The organism is Micromonospora sp. PRAS1, from assembly GCF_059553435.1.
The window spans coordinates 172112-187026 of the sequence record NZ_JCANNB010000001.1; the positions used below are offsets into that span (position 1 = coordinate 172112).

Annotated in this window: 16 protein-coding genes and 1 tRNA gene; 9 read left to right on the top strand and 8 right to left on the bottom strand. The window is 70.2% G+C overall.

The features are described from left to right. Positions 1-7: 7 nt before the first annotated feature. Positions 8-478, bottom strand: a complete 471-nt coding sequence (locus AC507J_RS00800) for a hypothetical protein (RefSeq protein WP_496287082.1) — start codon at positions 476-478, stop codon at positions 8-10. A 184-nt stretch (positions 479-662) separates the two neighbouring features. Here AC507J_RS00800 and AC507J_RS00805 point away from each other — a divergent pair, with 184 nt between their 5' ends. Then, positions 663-1322 (top strand): HEAT repeat domain-containing protein, encoded by a 660-nt coding sequence (locus AC507J_RS00805; protein ID WP_496287083.1) that lies wholly within the window; start codon positions 663-665, stop codon positions 1320-1322. A 6-nt stretch (positions 1323-1328) separates the two neighbouring features. Beyond that, positions 1329-2363 carry a HEAT repeat domain-containing protein gene (locus AC507J_RS00810; protein WP_496287084.1) on the top strand — a complete coding sequence of 345 codons (1035 nt, stop codon included), beginning with the start codon at positions 1329-1331 and terminating at the stop codon, positions 2361-2363. Positions 2364-2620: 257 nt separating this feature from the next. Here AC507J_RS00810 and AC507J_RS00815 read toward each other — a convergent pair whose 3' ends face one another. Beyond that, entirely contained in the window at positions 2621-2743 is a 123-nt protein-coding gene (locus tag AC507J_RS00815; RefSeq protein ID WP_496287085.1) for a hypothetical protein, read from the bottom strand. A gap of 449 nt (positions 2744-3192) precedes the next feature. Here AC507J_RS00815 and AC507J_RS00820 point away from each other — a divergent pair, with 449 nt between their 5' ends. The 6 genes from AC507J_RS00820 to AC507J_RS00845 all read left to right on the top strand — a co-directional run bounded on the left by AC507J_RS00820 (position 3193) and on the right by AC507J_RS00845 (position 8916). Further along, positions 3193-3402: a GntR family transcriptional regulator gene (locus tag AC507J_RS00820; RefSeq protein ID WP_496287358.1), complete on the top strand. Its 210-nt coding sequence runs from the start codon at positions 3193-3195 to the stop codon at positions 3400-3402. Between the two features lie 79 nt (positions 3403-3481). Further along, on the top strand, positions 3482-3964 hold the full coding sequence (locus AC507J_RS00825) for a hypothetical protein (protein WP_496287086.1): 483 nt from the start codon (positions 3482-3484) through the stop codon (positions 3962-3964). A gap of 219 nt (positions 3965-4183) precedes the next feature. Next, positions 4184-4927 carry an LPXTG cell wall anchor domain-containing protein gene (locus AC507J_RS00830; protein WP_496287359.1) on the top strand — a complete coding sequence of 248 codons (744 nt, stop codon included), beginning with the start codon at positions 4184-4186 and terminating at the stop codon, positions 4925-4927. A gap of 774 nt (positions 4928-5701) precedes the next feature. Further along, on the top strand, positions 5702-6631 hold the full coding sequence (locus tag AC507J_RS00835) for an alpha/beta fold hydrolase (protein ID WP_496287087.1): 930 nt from the start codon (positions 5702-5704) through the stop codon (positions 6629-6631). Positions 6632-6928: 297 nt separating this feature from the next. Beyond that, positions 6929-8284, top strand: a complete 1356-nt coding sequence (locus tag AC507J_RS00840; protein WP_496287088.1) for a sensor histidine kinase — start codon at positions 6929-6931, stop codon at positions 8282-8284. Further along, the gene (locus tag AC507J_RS00845; RefSeq protein WP_496287089.1) at positions 8272-8916 is read left to right on the top strand and encodes a response regulator transcription factor; all 645 of its coding nucleotides are present in this window, start codon (positions 8272-8274) and stop codon (positions 8914-8916) included. Before AC507J_RS00840 ends, AC507J_RS00845 begins: the two co-directional genes overlap by 13 nt. Before the next feature lie 108 nt (positions 8917-9024). Here AC507J_RS00845 and AC507J_RS00850 read toward each other — a convergent pair. Continuing rightward, positions 9025-9098: transfer RNA gene (locus tag AC507J_RS00850), tRNA-Thr, on the bottom strand. A gap of 122 nt (positions 9099-9220) precedes the next feature. On the opposite strand from AC507J_RS00850, the gene AC507J_RS00855 reads away from it, so the two are divergent. Beyond that, positions 9221-11011, top strand: a complete 1791-nt coding sequence (locus tag AC507J_RS00855; RefSeq protein WP_496287090.1) for a metallophosphoesterase family protein — start codon at positions 9221-9223, stop codon at positions 11009-11011. Between the two features lie 211 nt (positions 11012-11222). Here AC507J_RS00855 and AC507J_RS00860 read toward each other — a convergent pair whose 3' ends face one another. The 5 genes from AC507J_RS00860 to AC507J_RS00880 form a co-directional block, all read right to left on the bottom strand. After that, positions 11223-12080 (bottom strand): PSP1 domain-containing protein, encoded by an 858-nt coding sequence (locus AC507J_RS00860; RefSeq protein WP_496287091.1) that lies wholly within the window; start codon positions 12078-12080, stop codon positions 11223-11225. 56 nt (positions 12081-12136) lie between these two features. Beyond that, entirely contained in the window at positions 12137-12841 is a 705-nt protein-coding gene (locus AC507J_RS00865) for a hypothetical protein (RefSeq protein WP_496287092.1), read from the bottom strand. Continuing rightward, the gene (locus AC507J_RS00870; RefSeq protein ID WP_496287093.1) at positions 12841-13146 is read right to left on the bottom strand and encodes a hypothetical protein; all 306 of its coding nucleotides are present in this window, start codon (positions 13144-13146) and stop codon (positions 12841-12843) included. Before AC507J_RS00870 ends, AC507J_RS00865 begins: the two co-directional genes overlap by 1 nt. 1 nt (position 13147) lies before the next feature. Next, positions 13148-13477, bottom strand: coding sequence for a YbaB/EbfC family nucleoid-associated protein (locus tag AC507J_RS00875; RefSeq protein WP_496287094.1), 330 nt, complete (start codon positions 13475-13477; stop codon positions 13148-13150). Positions 13478-13611: 134 nt separating this feature from the next. Continuing rightward, entirely contained in the window at positions 13612-14901 is a 1290-nt protein-coding gene (locus tag AC507J_RS00880) for a DNA polymerase III subunit delta' (RefSeq protein WP_496287095.1), read from the bottom strand. Positions 14902-14915 lie beyond the last annotated feature (14 nt).

Sequence of the window (14915 nt, forward strand, 5' to 3'; positions counted from 1 at the left end):
GGCTTGCTCAGACCGGTGCCGGCGAGCGGAAGCGCCGCCAGATCTGACCAACCTTGAGTACGCCGTCGGCGACGGCGACGTGCGCGACGGCAGGAACGAGCACGGCAACCGCAGCGCCGAGGCACGACCACAACACCACGGCGAGCGAATCCCCGGTCACCAGGGCCACCACGGCCATGTAGATCGCGGCCAGCACCATCGCAGCACCGCTCGTGATCAGCAACTTCGCGAGGAATCGTCCACTCTTCGCGGCTGCGTCCCCGATCAAGCCGGCCGGCACGAAGAGCAGCGGCACCAGGACGGCCCCCACGACGCCCGCGAGCAGCACCAGGAACGGCCCGCCGAGCGGTCCACCCAGATCCGCATTGGTCACCCCCGCGTACGCGAACAGTCCGAGGTAAACGAGGGCTGTCTGCACCACGAACACGAACCAGGCGGCAGCCCCACCAGCAAGGTGCCGAGCGAGCCTTCCGACCATGATGCCTCCCCGTAAGACACTCACACGATCGCATTCAGCTATATCTTCGGATCGTAGGCCACCGGCCGGTGAGCAGAGCCGCCGGTCTTCAGCAGCGCGATCCCACCGCCGAGCCAGCTCACCGGGCAGCGCTTGACCTTGACACGGTGACAAGGTCTTCGCTGGGGGCCAGGAGGTGATCCCGATGGGCGGGCCGGAACAGGACATTCGAGTTCTCCAGGGGCTGAAGAACAGTGATTCGTCAGTGCGGCTGCGGGCAGCGCTGGCCGTCGGCACGAGCCCGGACCCACAGTTCATCGACACGCTCATCGAACGATGCGCGATCGAGCCCGACTTCTCCGTACGCGAGATGCTCACCTGGGCACTCACCCGCCACCCGGCGTCGATGACGGTCCCGAAACTCACGCCGGAACTCCGTTCGGAGCGTGCGCAGGCGCGAAGCCAGGCGTTGCACACCCTGTCCAAGATCGGTGATCGGCGCGCCTGGCCGGCGATCACGCGGGCGCTGTTGACCGACGCCGACGACGAGGTGGCGCGGAGCGCCTGGCGGGCAGCGGTCGCACTCGTACCCGAAAATGAGAAACCGGAGTTGGCCCGGGTGTTGGCGACCCAGCTCGGGCGCGGCGGGCGTGAGCTGCAACTGAGCCTCAGTCGGGCGCTTATCGCGCTCGGTGAGACGATCGTGCCGACCCTGCGCGCCGCGAACACGGATCCCGACTCTCGGGTACGCCAACACGCGATCGCCACGGAACGGCTGCTGCACGACCCGGATGCCGGTTTCGAGTTCGCGATCGAGGAGGCGAAGCGCATCGTGGCCCTCGGCGGGAGCGGCCAGGAGGGATGACCGGCAGTGTTGATCGGCGAGGTGGCCCGACGGTCCGGGGTCAGCGCCCGGATGCTCAGGCACTACGACTCGCTCGGCCTGGTGCGGCCCACGGGTCGCACCGGCTCGGGCTATCGCGAGTATTCCAGCGAGGACATCCGGCGGATCTTCCACATCGCGAGCCTGCGGTCGCTGGGGCTGTCGCTGCGTGAAGTCGGGCGCGCGCTGGACGACCCCGGCTTCACTCCCGCCGCGCTGGTCGACGACCTGATCCGGCAGACCCGGGCACGCATCGCGGCGGAGACGGAGTTGCTCACCCGACTCGGTCGGATCGGCGCCGCGGAACCCGCCGGTTGGGAGGATGTCCTCCAGATCGTCTCCCTTCTCCAGGCGTTGGGATCGGAGAGCGCCGGGAAGCGCCAGCGCGCTGCCCTCTCCTCGGTCGGCGAGGCTCCGGTGCCGGTGGAGGCGCTTGTCGAGGCGGTGCTGAGCGAGTCGGATCCGAACGTCGCCGGGGCCCTACGCTGGGCGCTGGCCCAGTCGGGCGAGCGCGGATTGGCCCTGCTCGCAAAGGGGCTCGACGCACCGGTGGCCGAGGTACGGCAACGTGCCGTCCAGTCCATCGCCGAGATCCCCGACGACGCGGCCACCGCACTGCTGCGGGACGCGCTCGCCAACTCCGACGTCGTGGTCCGCAGGTACGCCGCTCTGGCCCTCGGGACACGCGGCGTGACCGACGCTGTCCCGACGCTCATCGACATGATCGTCGAGGAGGCGAACGACGTCGATGCGGCCGACGCGCTGAGCGGACTGGCGGATGATCCCGCGATGGCGGATCAGATCGCCGCCAGGATCGTCGACCGCCTGGCACCCGGCACCCTCGAACCGTCGGCCCGGCGACGGCTGGCCCAGGCGCTCGCGGGCATCCCGGGGACCGCCGCGTCCCGCACCCTCGCCGACCTGTCCGCTGACGAAGATCGCGGCGTCGCGCTCACCGCCGCCTACATCCGCACCCTGCGCAACGCACGCCCCTGTTCAGTACGTCTGGCCCGCCCGGACTGAGTCGATGTGCGCCCGCCACTCGGTCTCGGTGAGGATGATCGCCGGTCATCTCTGCGTGATCTCCTTCCGTGCGTTCCTGGCCTGATGCGGCCAGCCAGGGTGGCCCGAGGTGAAACTGATCGTGCGCGATCAACCCGGCGAACGCCTCCGCCCACGGCTGACAGCGACGCCGCCGGCAGCGCGGGCACCAACTGCTGGGCCGGTCCGATGCTCGGCGAGGGTCCGCCACCACCTGGCGACCGGCAGTCCGCCGGTGCTCACGCCCGCCCGGCCGCTGCGGCGGCGAGCACGGCGACGGGCACCAGGATCTCGAAGCACGGCACCGTGCAGTCGGAACTCCGCAAGCTGCACTCGGGGCCGTGCCCGTGCACCCACGCCATGGTCGGGTCCTTGGAGGGGTGCACCGCCACGACCTCGATGACGTGGCGGGTATGACCGGGATGACCATGGCCAAGCTGCCACTCACCGGGCTCCACGGTGATCTGAGTCGCGCAGCCAGGCAAAGCTCCGTTCACTGGATTCCTCCGTACCGATGGCTGGCTGCGTTCTGGGCCCGCGCCAGTCCTAGGAGCCTTGCCTTCGCTGCCGCTGCCTCGCTTTCCTGAATGGTCTGGCCCGTGCCGTGCGGCACCGGAGGCCGGTGCCGCAACAGCCGGCAGATGAGTCGACACATGACCACACCTCCCGATAGCTACTGGTCAATCACACACCGCAGCCTACCCAACCTACGCGGGTAGGTTGGGTACCGCATTGCCGCGCGAGTTTCCACATGGTGCGATAACCGGCGATCGACCCGCCGGGAGCACAACTGATGGCCGCCGTCCGCCGCATGACTTACCAGCAGATCGCGGACGACATCGCTGCGCGGATCGCCGCCGGCGAGTACCCCGCTCACACAGAGCTGCCCTCAACGCGGCAGCTCGCGGCGCTGTACTCGGTGTCGCCTACCACGATCGACAAGGTTCAGCTGGTGCTGCGAGCCAGAGGCTTGACGTACGGAGTGCCGGGTCGCGGAGTGTTCGTCGAGGGCCCCGGGTAAGCACCCGCAGCCGCCGCGTCGAAGTAGTGGCCTCAAGCGGGGCGAACCCAGGTGGCGCGCCGGAACTACGCTCCGGCGCATGAAGGCGCCCCTGGTTCGGTTACTCGCCTGTCTGGCGGTCGTACCGCTGCTGACAGGGTGCATCGCCGAGGTCACCGATGCACCGGCAACCTCGCGACTGGAATACAGCTGCTGCAAGCCGGGAGACATCGAGAAGCTCTACCAGCCAGGGCAGACGTTCACCCTGCACTGGGTCGTCGGCGTGCGCGACGCGACCGCGACCACCCCGGTCCGGGTCGAGCTTCAGGCGAGCCTGACCGGCCCGTACGAGACGGAGGCGCAGCTCAAGGACGCGGAGGTGGGCACCGTCAGCGTCCCCGGGTTGGTCACCTACCCCGCCGAGCCGGTCAGACCCGCCGGTACGCCCGACGAGCAGCCGGTAAGCGTCATCCCGATCGCCGCCGAGGCCAAGCCCGGCTACTACAAACTGGTCAGCGCGATGGTCGACGACGACGCCATGGCCACCGGGACCAGCATCATCCAGATCGTTCCCCGAAACTGAGCGCACCCGGGCCGCCCCGCCGGGCATCGACCACACCGATTCGGTACGGGTTGGCGCTCGTCATGGCAGTGCACAGCTACGCCTGGACGGCCCTGACGCCGTAAGTGGGCAGCTGTATCCGCAGCCTCGACGCGAGGCCGGTCACCAATGGGCAACCTCTTAACGTGAGCGACCGGTAGTATCTCCACGTTTTTGCTTGCCACGGGGAGGAAGACCCAAATGAGATGGAAGCTATCGGTCGGCGTCCTGATGGCGCTGGCCTTCCTGGTTCCGGCGGCGCCGGCGATGGCTCAAACCGAACCACCCGTGCTGAACGAGGCATGCGAAACGGTTGAGCGCAAGGTGTACAAGGATATCCGCGAGCTTGTCACCATCGACCTGGATACCGCCACCAATGTAGAGCTGCGAGTGTTGGCCAACCAGATCCTGGCCGCAGCGAACGCCGACACGTTGACCATCCTGCCTAAGGTGCTACAGGAGCGGCTGGACGGCACCCCGGAAGATCTGCGGGCATTCCTCAAGACGGACGTGCAGAAAGCCTGGTCAACGGACCTACGGATCGCGGTGACCCGGACGTTGGTGAGCGCTGGCGCCAACGTGCAGGCAGCCGCGCAGAAGGTGCTCGGCGAGGCGACCATCGATGCCTACCTGGCTTACCTGAACAACGACCTGTACGCCGCACGTGAGCTCGACTGCGCGTCGCAGCCCACCCCGACGCCGAGCGCCACGGCCACCGCCACGCCCAGCACCACGCCGAGCGCCACGCCCAGCGCCACCACGACCGTTGCACCGGCTCCTTCCTCCTCCACCAACCCGGGCGCTCCGGGCGGTGGCGAAGGCGGTGGGCTGCCCGTCACCGGTGCCGACACCGCGACCGTGGCCAGCATCGGTGGTGTGCTGCTGCTTCTCGGCGGCGCTGGCTACCTGATCGGACGCCGACGCCGTTCCCGCTTCGTGGCCTAGCCCTCCAACGCGCCCGGCTCGATGCCTCGTCGAGCCGGGCGCGCAGGCGGGGGCGGTGAGACGGCGATGACCACGACACCGGCCAGATCCAACAAGGCACCGATCCGCTCGATGTGCTCGATGTGCTTGACGGTGACCGGTCACCTCACGGGCCTGTAACTCACCGGCAGCGCCACACGACGGCCTGGATCTTGCCGGTCGGGCCTTCCGAGTGTCCGGCGATGGTGCGCCCGTCATCGCTCAACGTGATGCCGAGCCGTTTCCGCTGGCCTGGCCGTGGGATGAGGTTGACACCGAGGAGCTCCGGATCTTGACAGGCTCAACACCCGGCAGCGGACCGGCAACGTCGATGCCGTCGTCAGCGAGTTCTGCAACCGGCCGGAATGCTACATCGGGAGAACGTTCTTCCGGGAGAAATACGCAGCCGCCCGCTTGAGGAACTCGTTCCCACCTCAAGCTGACGATTACGGCGGCGCAGCTCCTTCTTCTGTGCTGGTCGGCTGGCCCATGCCACCACCGGGGTCGTCAGTATCAGCTTGGGCCAGCCAGTTGCGCAGGCAGGACTCGCTGATCCCGAGATCCTTCGCGGGCGCACCTGGCGTGGCTGAAGCGGCAGCTCGAGCGCCCCGCTACCCGGACGGATACTGGAAAGATGCGCGTCCAGCAGTACCTGACGGGTTCTGACTCGCCTTCGGGAAGGGTAGAGATAACTCCCAACCCGACTGGGGGCTAGCAGGCTCGCACAAGATCCAGAAACCGTGGACGCTCATTTCCATGACCACACAGAAAATCTCCCGGTTCCATCGGGCTGCCCTGGCCCTCGTCCTTCCCGTCGCCGTGATAGGGGCACTCGCCGCGTGTGATGACTCGGCGGCGCCGCAGGCCGCGCCCGCGGCCAGTCCGGAAGCCGCGGTTCCCTCGACCTCGGTAAGCGCGGCGCCCGCAGCGGGCCTGCATATGATCGCCAACAACGGGCATCAGCTTGCCTTCCACGTCACGCCCGGAGGTTCTCCCACCATCGTGCTGGACGCCGGCGGCGGCGAGGACTCCTCGTACTGGGATGCCCTGGTGCCGCAGCTGTCGCAGGCCACCGGATCGCAGATCATCACCTACGACCGGGCCGGTATGGGCGCCAGCGAGGAGGTGCAGGGCCCATGGGACCCCCAGGCCGCCGCCTCCGACCTGCAGGCCGGTCTGCGTGAACTCGGCGTCACCCAGAACGTGGTCCTCGCGGGCCACTCGCAGGCAGGGGAGGTGGCCCACTACTTCGTCCTCGCGAACCCCGGCGTTGTCTCCGGGGCGGTGCTGATCGATGCCAACGTGCCGCAATTCTTCACCGACACCCAGATCCAACGAATTGTCACGCTGACCGCGCCGCAGATCGAAGAGCTCAAGAAGGCGCCGTCGACGAAGGCGAACCGCCAGCTCATTGCCACGGCCGACAACTTCGGTCCCACGCACCAGGCGTACCACAAGGTCTCCTGGCCCGACAGCGTCCCCGTCATCTATGTCGTGTCGGACAAGACACCCTTCGACGGATCTCCGCAGGACGCTCAGGCCTGGCGCGACGCGGCCGCCGCGTTCGTCAAGGCGGGGCCCGACCGCACCCTCGTCGCCGCCAAGGGCAGCTCGCACGACGTTCCCCAGGACAAGCCCGTCCTGGTGCTCAACGAAATCGCACAGATGACCGCCACCGTCAAGTAGCGGCATCGTGCCAGCGGGTGGCAGGGGCCCCGATCTCGATGACGGCGAGGTGGCGGCAGAGATTCCGGGCGGGCCGACACTGCTTGCGCGGCGGGTAAGGTGTGCGCCGGTCGACGGCTCAGCTCGCTGAGCCGTCGACCGGCGATGCCAGCTTCCATTGCCGAGAACGGACAACCTGGGTGCTGGCCCCGCAGGGAGTGAAGGAACCCCCACCGCGGAAATTGCGGATCGCCCGGGGCCGATATGGCCCGACCGCCAGTCCCGTCGATTCGGCACGATGCGCGATGAGGGAGTGAAATGACCGATTCCAGCGGAACCACACTTCCCGGCGGCTCCTCGCCCTCGCGGGAGCGCTCCGGGCCTGGTCCCGTCGCACGCAGCGGTCCAGCTCCGCGCTCCGCGCTGGCCTTGCGGATGAGCCTGTTGGGCTGGTCGCTGGTGCTGCTGACAGGTTCGGTCCTGGGTGCCGTGCTGGCCACGGTCTGGATCACCTCGGTGTCAATCGCCGCCCTCGGCGTCGGAATCCCCTTGATTCTGCTCACCACCGCACTGGTGCGCTGGCTTGCCGACCTGCACCGCCAGTGGGCCGCCGAACGGCTCGGCGTACCGGTGCCCGCCCACCCCTATCAGCCGACGCCGGACGCCGGGTGGCTGGCGCGGCTCTGGACGATCCTGCGCGACCCGGCGACGTGGCGGGACTGGATCTGGTTGGTGGTCAACTCGATCACCATATGGTTGAGTAGCGGACTGTCGCTGCTGTTCTTCGCCTTCGGAGTCGTCTACCTGACCTATCCGCTCATCTATCAACTGACGCCTCCTCAGGTGTTCCGCACCCCGATGGGGGAGGCCTTCCGGCTGCACAGCGTCGCGCAGTCTTTCGCGCTGGTACCGCTCGGTCCGGTTTTCCTTCTGCTCTGGTACACCACTGCGGCACGCCTGGCGAACCTCAACGCTCGGGTGATCCGCGCTCTGCTCGGCCCCACCGAGCAGGCGCGCCTGCGGGCCCGCGTTCAACAGTTGGCGACCTCGCGCGCTGAGACCGTCGACACCCAGGCCGGCGAGCTGCGCCGAATCGAACGCGACCTGCACGACGGCGCGCAGGCCCGGCTGGTGTCGCTGGGTATGAGCCTGGGCTTGGCCGAACAGTTACTGCCCAAGGATCCGCAGGCCGTCCAGCAGCTGCTGGCCGAGGCCCGCGAGTCGACCTCCAGCGCCCTGACCGAGCTGCGCGACCTGGTACGAGGCATCCATCCGCCGGTACTGGCCGACCGTGGCCTGGAGGGCGCCCTCAAGGCCCTGGCCCTGGTCAATCCGATCCCGACCACGGTGGTGACCCGCCTACCCGGACGGCTGCCGGCCCCGATCGAGTCAGCGGCCTACTTCGCCGTCGCCGAGGCCTTGTCGAACGCCATCAAGCACGCCCAGGCCCGGCAGATCCGGATCACCGTGGAGTTCGCACCCCATCGGGACGGCGCTGCAGGAGAGTTGACAATGCTGGTGTCCGACGACGGCCGTGGGGGTGCTTCGATCGATGCCGGCACCGGCCTGCGTGGCATCCAGCGTCGGCTGGCGGCCTTCGACGGCACGCTGGCCGTTGACAGTCCGCCGGGCGGACCTACCGAGGTGAGGATGTCACTGCCGTGCGTATCGTGATAGCCGAGGACCTCGCCCTGCTCCGCGAGGGCCTGATCAGGATCCTGCGGGCCAATGGGTTCGAGGTTGTGGAAGCCGTTGACAACGGGGCCGCCCTGATCCGGTCGCTGATGACGCACCGTCCCGACGTCGCCATCGTCGACGTGCGGTTGCCGCCGACCTTCACCGACGAGGGACTGCGTTCCGCCATAGAAGCCCGCCGGCAGATTCCAGGGCTGCCCATCATGGTGCTCTCGCAGTATGTCGAGCAGATCTACGCCAGAGAGCTGATGTCGGATTGCGCGGGCGCAGTGGGCTACCTGTTGAAGGACAGGGTTACGGACGTCGACCATTTCGTCGCCAGTGTCCGGCAGGTCGCTTCCGGGAGCACCGTCATGGACCCCGACGTGGTGAGGGCGCTGCTCACCCACCGCTCCACCGACCCTAAGCTCCTGGGCCTGAGCCCACGCGAGCATGAGGTCCTCACCCTGATGGCCCAGGGCCGGTCGAACGCTGCGATCGCCGCCCGGATGTTCGTCACCGAGAAGACTGTCAGCAAACACAGCAACAGCATCTTCACCAAACTCGGTCTCAAGCCCTCCGAGGACGACAACCGCCGGATCCTGGCGGTCCTGGCCTACCTGCAGGGCTGAGAAGCGGAGTTCAAATCGGCCACCGGGGACGCTTCGGGGGTGACTCAAATCCTCATCGATACAAACGATGCCCTGACCTGCGTCTCCGCTGGCCAGGGCATCCTTCTGAGCCGCCTGACGGAATCGAACCGTCGACCTACGCATTACGAGTGCGTCGCTCTAGCCGACTGAGCTAAGGCGGCAACGGTGGTCAAGTGTACGGCACGCGCTGACCCCGGTTGGAGCGGGATTGCCGAGTCGCGAACCGGACGCCGGAGCGGTTTCGGCACAGCACGCTCACCCGGTCGGCACTAGGCTGCGGCGGGTGACCGAGGATCCCACCCCCCGCGACGAACCGGTCGACGCTCCCGACGACGGTCCGCGCCCCGAGCCGACCAATCGAACGCCGTACGCCGAGGAGGCGGCCGGTGGGCGGGCGGCGCGGCGGCCACGTAGCACCGATCCGCTGGAGTTGGGCTTCACCCCGCGCAAGCCGGTGCCGTGGCTCGCGCCGCTGCTGCTGATCAGCACCGGCCTGCGTACGCTGCTGGCGCTGCTCTTCGGGGCGTACCTGGACAAGCGGGAGTTGCAGAAGGCCCTCGACGCGGAGGTCGCCAAGCAGGTCGGGCCGGACGGCGGGCTCTGGCTGGACTACGTGGCCGACCTGGGCGACGGCTTCAACGCCACGTACTCGGTGGCCTATCTGCTCGCCCAGCCGGAGATCACCGTGGACGGGCACCGACTGCCCCGGGCGCAGACCCTGGTGATGGGGGGCGACCAGGTCTACCCGTCGGCCGAGTACGCGGCCTACGAGGACCGCTGCAAGGGGCCGTACCAGGCGGCGTTGCCGGGCACCCCGGCCGAGCAGCCGACGGTTTTCGCGGTCCCCGGCAACCACGACTGGTACGACGGACTTACCGCGTTCCTGCGGCTCTTCGTCCGCACCCGGGACCGGCACTTCGGCGGCTGGCGTACCGGCCAGTCCCGCTCCTACTTCGCCGTCGAACTGCCCGCCGACTGGTGGCTGCTCGGCCTCGACGACCAGTCCGGCTCGTACGTCGACGATCCGCAGTTGACCTATTTTGACGCGGTGGCGAAGCGGCTCGGGCCGCAGAGCAAGGTGATCCTGGCCGTGCCGGCGCCCGCGTGGGTCAAGGCCGTCGACCACCCCACGGCGTACGACTCGATCGACTATTTCATCCGGACCATCGTCGCGCCCACCGGTGCCCGGGTCCGGCTGCTGATCTCCGGCGACCTGCACCACTATGCCCGGTACACCGGGCCGGACGGCCGGCAGTTGGTCACCTCCGGCAGCGGCGGCGCCTACCTGTACCCCACCCACAAGCTGCCGGAGCGGATCGAGGTGCCGCCACGGGACACCCTGGCCCGCCGGTCCAGCCCCTCCCAGACGTACGAGCTGGCCGGCCGCTACCCCGACGCGGCCCGCTCCCGACGGTACGGCTGGGGGATCTTCAGCCGGCTGCCCCGACGCAACCCGGGCTTCGCCACCCTGCTCGGCATCCTGCACACCCTGCTGATGTTCTCCATGGCCGGGGTCACCGACTTCCGCTCGCAGGCCTCCGAGCTGCGCCTGTTCAGCGTGCCGCTGGTGATGATGGTGCTGGTCACGATCCTCGCGGCGGCCCTGTTCGCCAAGCCGCCCAGTTCCAGCGGCAAACGACACGTGCGGCACTGGCTGCTCGGCATCACGCACGGCCTCGCCCATGTCGGGTTGGCCGCCCTCGGCACCTGGGCCTGGCTGGCCCTGCCCTTCCACGACTGGCCCTGGCCACTGCCGGTGGCCGCCGCAGCGACCATCTACCTGCCGGTGATCGGTCTCGTGGCCAGCCAACTTGTGGCCGCGTACCTGCTGGTCGCCAGCTGGTTCGGGGTGAACGTGAACGAACTCTTCGCCGGCCAGGGCATTGAGGACGCGAAGGGCTTCGTACGCCTGCGCATCGACCCCGACGGCACCCTCACGCTCTATCCCATCGCCATCGACCGGGTCGGCCGCGACTGGCAGGTCAACCCCGACCAGTCCCCCGAAGCCTCCTGGCTGACCCCCACCACCCCGCTCCGCCCCCGCCTGGCCGAACCCCCCACCACCCTCACCTAACCGCCACCCACCCACCCCGCCCCGCGCTCCCCGTCCCGGCCTGGCCCGGCCCGCCCCAGCCCCGCCGCGATCTTGCACTTTCGGTCGCCAATTTGCCCCGTTTCACGGCTTTTGCGGCGACGGAAGGTGCAAGATCGCCGGGCAGAGAGGGGCGGCGGGGAGGGAGGGAGGGAGGGAGGGAGGGAGGGGCGGGGCGGGGCGGGGCGCGGGGTCAGCGGGGTGGGTTGGGGGTGGGTTGGTCGCGGGTTTCGTAGGCGAGGCGGGAGCCGCAGACGTCGGCGCGGGAGCACATGGAGCGCGAACCGTCGGCGTCCATGCGGACGGTGACGGCGTCTCTCGGGACGCTGTGGCCGACCACCCGGCCCTCCCCCTCGGGCGTGCTGACGCGGGAGCCGATCGCCGGGGCGGACTCCTGGAATTTCTGGTACAGCGGGTGCTCGTACTTGAGGCAGCACATCAGCCGGCCGCAGGCACCGGAGATGCGCAGCGGGTTGAGCGGGAGGTCCTGGTCCTTGGCCATCCGGATGGTGACCGGCTCGAAGTCGTTGAGGAAGGTGGCGCAGCACAGGTCACGCCCGCAGGAGCCGATGCCGCCCTGCACCCGCGCCGAGTCCCGGGCCGAGAGCTGACGAAGCTCCACCCGGCAGTGCAGGGTCGCCCCGAGATCGCGTACCAGGGAGCGGAAGTCCACCCGGTGCGGCGCGGTGAAGTAGATGGTGCTCCGCTCGCCGCCGCCCTCGCCACCGCCGAGCACATGGTCGACCGCCACCACTCGCATCGGCAGGCCGTGCTCCCGGATCAGCCGCTTGGCCGCGACCTTCGCCTCGGCCTTGCGCCGGCGCAGCGTCTCGTCGCGGCGCAGGTCCTCCTCCTCGGCCAGCCCGGCCAGTCGGGGAAAGCCGTCGGTCTCCTCGGTGACCCACTGGGCGGCCCAGACGCACTCCGCCACCTCGGGGCCGTCGTCGGTGGGGACCAGCACCTTGTCACCCACCTGTGGACGAAGCTCGCCCGGATCGAGGTAGTAGAGGCGCCCGTACCGCTGGAAGCTGACCGCACAGAGCATGCCCATGCCTTCACCCTACGACGCCGCGCCGGCATCCGACCGGGTCGGCGACAGCGGGTTGGCTACCAGCCGACGCGGGTTGTCCGGGTGCCGGGTGCGGTGCCACCACCGTCGGGTCGCAGCCGGGCGCCGGGGGGCCGCCAGGGAGATTCGGCCAGACTCGGCCCCCACTGCCGCAGCAGGGTTTCCGCCCCGTCGTACGCCACGCAGAGCACGGCCAGCACCCGGGCGGCGACCTCGGCGGCACCGACGGTGCCCGGTGACGACGGCCCGGAGTGGGACGGCTCCCGGGTCAGCGAGGTGGCCGCGACGACCGCCACCGCCTCGGCCGAGCCGATCACGTCGGCCAGGGCTCGCGCCACGGCGAGTCGGCTGCCCTCCACCCAGTCGGCGAGCGCGTCGGCGTAACCGGCGGTCGCCTCCAGCCGCCCGACCAGGCTCTCCGGGCCCTCGTCGAAGTGGCGCAGCAGCATCGCCCGGGACTGGCCGTAGGCTGCGGCGGCCGAGCCGGACCAGAGCAGCGGGTCGGTCAGCGCGGCGCAGGCGTGGTCGTACCCGGGGACGTGCCGGCGCACCGCGTGCCCGGCACCGGCCAGCGGCGCGGGACGCAGGTCGAGGAAGCCGCGCAACGCGTCGCCGGGCAACACCTGCATCCGCCGCAGCAGCGGCCAGACCCGGTGCCCCTCGGGCGCACCGCCGGCGAGCAGGGTGTCGACCCGACGCAGCAGGTCGAGACCGGGCTCGGCGAGCCGGTCCAGGGCGTCCATCACGCCTCCCCCACCATTCGGCGGGCGGCGACCGAGTCGGTGTCGGCATAGCGGGCTGCGGCCTGGCGCAACGCGTCCGCCGTGGCGGACAACTGTGCGGCGGCGATGTGCGCCTCCCGGGCCCGATCGCCCGTGGCCGCCATCCACTGCCGGTGCAGCGCCCGCCCGATCTCGCCTGGCCGACCGGAGGCGTCGACGCCGAAGGCCGCCTGTGCCGGGTCGGCGGCGGTGATCGAGCGGGAGAGCGCGGTCAGGGTGGCACTCGCCTCGTCGAGCCGGTCGGCCAGGGCGCGAAGGCTCTCCATCTCACGCCCCCGTCAGCGGCCGGTAGGCGGTGAAGGTCTCGTTGTGCAACTTTTCCCGGGCCCACTGCGCGGCGTCGGCGGCGGCCGCCACCGCGGCCCGCACCGAACCGGCCACGTCGCGCGGCGCCCGATTGTGCAGCGGACCGAGGAACCGCACGTCGGTGATCCGGCCGCTGGCGGTCACCACCACCTCTACCAGGCCGTCCGGCGAACGGACGGTCACCTCGACCGTTGCCACGGCCCGGTCGAACTCGGCCTGGAGGGATTCGATCCGGCGATAGCGCCGGACCGCCTCCTCGATCCACGCCTCATCGATCTCACCCCGCGGCATCGGCGGACTCCTCCCCCAGTGTCCTCACTGTGCGTGCCACCACCGTCACCACGGCACATTGGACCGTACCGCACGCGAATTGCGCCTGTCGATGCCTGTGGATAACGGTCCGGCCAGCGAACAGCCCGCCGGGGTCAGCCCTTCCAGAGGGCCAGCATCATCGCCTCCACGGCGATCCGGGGCTTCACGTTGGTCTCGATCGCGGTGCGGCAGGCAAGTACCGCCTCCAGCCGCCGCAGCGCCCCCTCCGCCTGCCAGCTACGGGCCCCCGCGTCGGCCAGTTCGGTGGTGTCGGTGTGCACCGGTGCCACCGGTGCGCTCAGCGCCACGGTCAACGCGTCGCGGTAGAAGGCGGCCAGGTCGACCAGGGCCCGGTCCAGGGCGTCCCGCTGGGCCCGGGTGGCCCGCGACTTCTGCCGCCGCTCCAGGTCCTTCAGCTGTCCGGCGGCACCCCGGGCAGCGCCGGCCGCGCCCCGGCCGGTGCCACCCGCGCCGAGGGCGGTCTCCAGCGCCGCACGCTCCGCCGCGTCGGTCTCCGCCACCGATGCCTCGGCCTCCGCCTCGGCCGCCTCGATCAGCGCTGACGCCGCATCGAAGGCAGCGCCGACGCTTGTCAGCCGGCGCGGCACCGCGAGCACCGCCTCCCGCCGGGCGCGGGCCTGTGGGTCGCCGGCCAGGCGCCGGGCCCGCCCCACGTGCCCCTGGGTGGCCGCCGCCGCCCACCGTGCCACGTCGGGTGCGATCCCGTCGCGCCGCACCAGCACCTCGGCCACCGCGTCGGCCGGCGGCTGCCGCAGGGGTACGACCCGGCAGCGCGAGCGGATGGTCACCGAGATGTCGTCCGGGTGGGTGGAGGGCGCACAGAGCAGGAAGACGGTCCGGGGCGGCGGCTCCTCCACCGCCTTGAGCAGCGCGTTTCCGGCCGCCTCGGTGAGCCGGTCGGCATCCTCGATGATCACGATCTGCCAACGCCCGCCGGACGGGGTGCTGGCCGCCCGGAGCACCAGTGCCCGCATCTCGTTGACGCCGATGGAGAGCCCTTCGGGCACCACCAGCCGTACGTCGGCGTGGGTGCCGGCCAGTGTGGTGTGGCACCCGGGACACTGCCCGCACCCGGTGCCGTGCACACACTGCAACGCGGCGGCGAACGCCCGCGCGGCGACCGACCGGCCCGACCCGGGCGGGCCGGTGAAGATCCACGCGTGGGTCATCCCGGCGCCCGGCTCCGCCTCAGCCACCACGTCCGCGCCGGCCACCGGGTCCGCGTCCGCCCCGGGCAGCGCGTCCGGGTCCGGCCAGGTCACCGGATCCGGCTCCACCTGCCCGCCGGCGGCGCGCAGCACGGCGGCGGCGGACGCGGCGGCCTGGCGCAGCATCCGTACCGCCTCGTCCTGCCCGACCAGGTCGGCAAAGGCGTCCGTCATCAACTCCACTCCGC

Bases quoted from the DNA above. Each gene is read 5' to 3' on its own strand.
- AC507J_RS00870 (WP_496287093.1), bottom strand. From the start codon at position 13,146: ATGGAGAGCCTTCGCGCCCTGGCCGACCGGCTCGACGAGGCGAGTGCC.
- AC507J_RS00865 (WP_496287092.1), bottom strand. From the start codon at position 12,841: ATGGACGCCCTGGACCGGCTCGCCGAGCCCGGTCTCGACCTGCTGCGT.
- AC507J_RS00875 (WP_496287094.1), bottom strand. From the start codon at position 13,477: ATGCCGCGGGGTGAGATCGATGAGGCGTGGATCGAGGAGGCGGTCCGG.
- AC507J_RS00800 (WP_496287082.1), bottom strand. From the start codon at position 478: ATGGTCGGAAGGCTCGCTCGGCACCTTGCTGGTGGGGCTGCCGCCTGG.
- AC507J_RS00860 (WP_496287091.1), bottom strand. From the start codon at position 12,080: ATGGGCATGCTCTGTGCGGTCAGCTTCCAGCGGTACGGGCGCCTCTAC.
- AC507J_RS00840 (WP_496287088.1), top strand. From the start codon at position 6,929: ATGACCGATTCCAGCGGAACCACACTTCCCGGCGGCTCCTCGCCCTCG.
- AC507J_RS00815 (WP_496287085.1), bottom strand. From the start codon at position 2,743: ATGGCGTGGGTGCACGGGCACGGCCCCGAGTGCAGCTTGCGGAGTTCC.
- AC507J_RS00830 (WP_496287359.1), top strand. From the start codon at position 4,184: ATGAGATGGAAGCTATCGGTCGGCGTCCTGATGGCGCTGGCCTTCCTG.
- AC507J_RS00805 (WP_496287083.1), top strand. From the start codon at position 663: ATGGGCGGGCCGGAACAGGACATTCGAGTTCTCCAGGGGCTGAAGAAC.
- AC507J_RS00825 (WP_496287086.1), top strand. From the start codon at position 3,482: ATGAAGGCGCCCCTGGTTCGGTTACTCGCCTGTCTGGCGGTCGTACCG.
- AC507J_RS00880 (WP_496287095.1), bottom strand. From the start codon at position 14,901: ATGACGGACGCCTTTGCCGACCTGGTCGGGCAGGACGAGGCGGTACGG.
- AC507J_RS00820 (WP_496287358.1), top strand. From the start codon at position 3,193: ATGACTTACCAGCAGATCGCGGACGACATCGCTGCGCGGATCGCCGCC.
- AC507J_RS00835 (WP_496287087.1), top strand. From the start codon at position 5,702: ATGACCACACAGAAAATCTCCCGGTTCCATCGGGCTGCCCTGGCCCTC.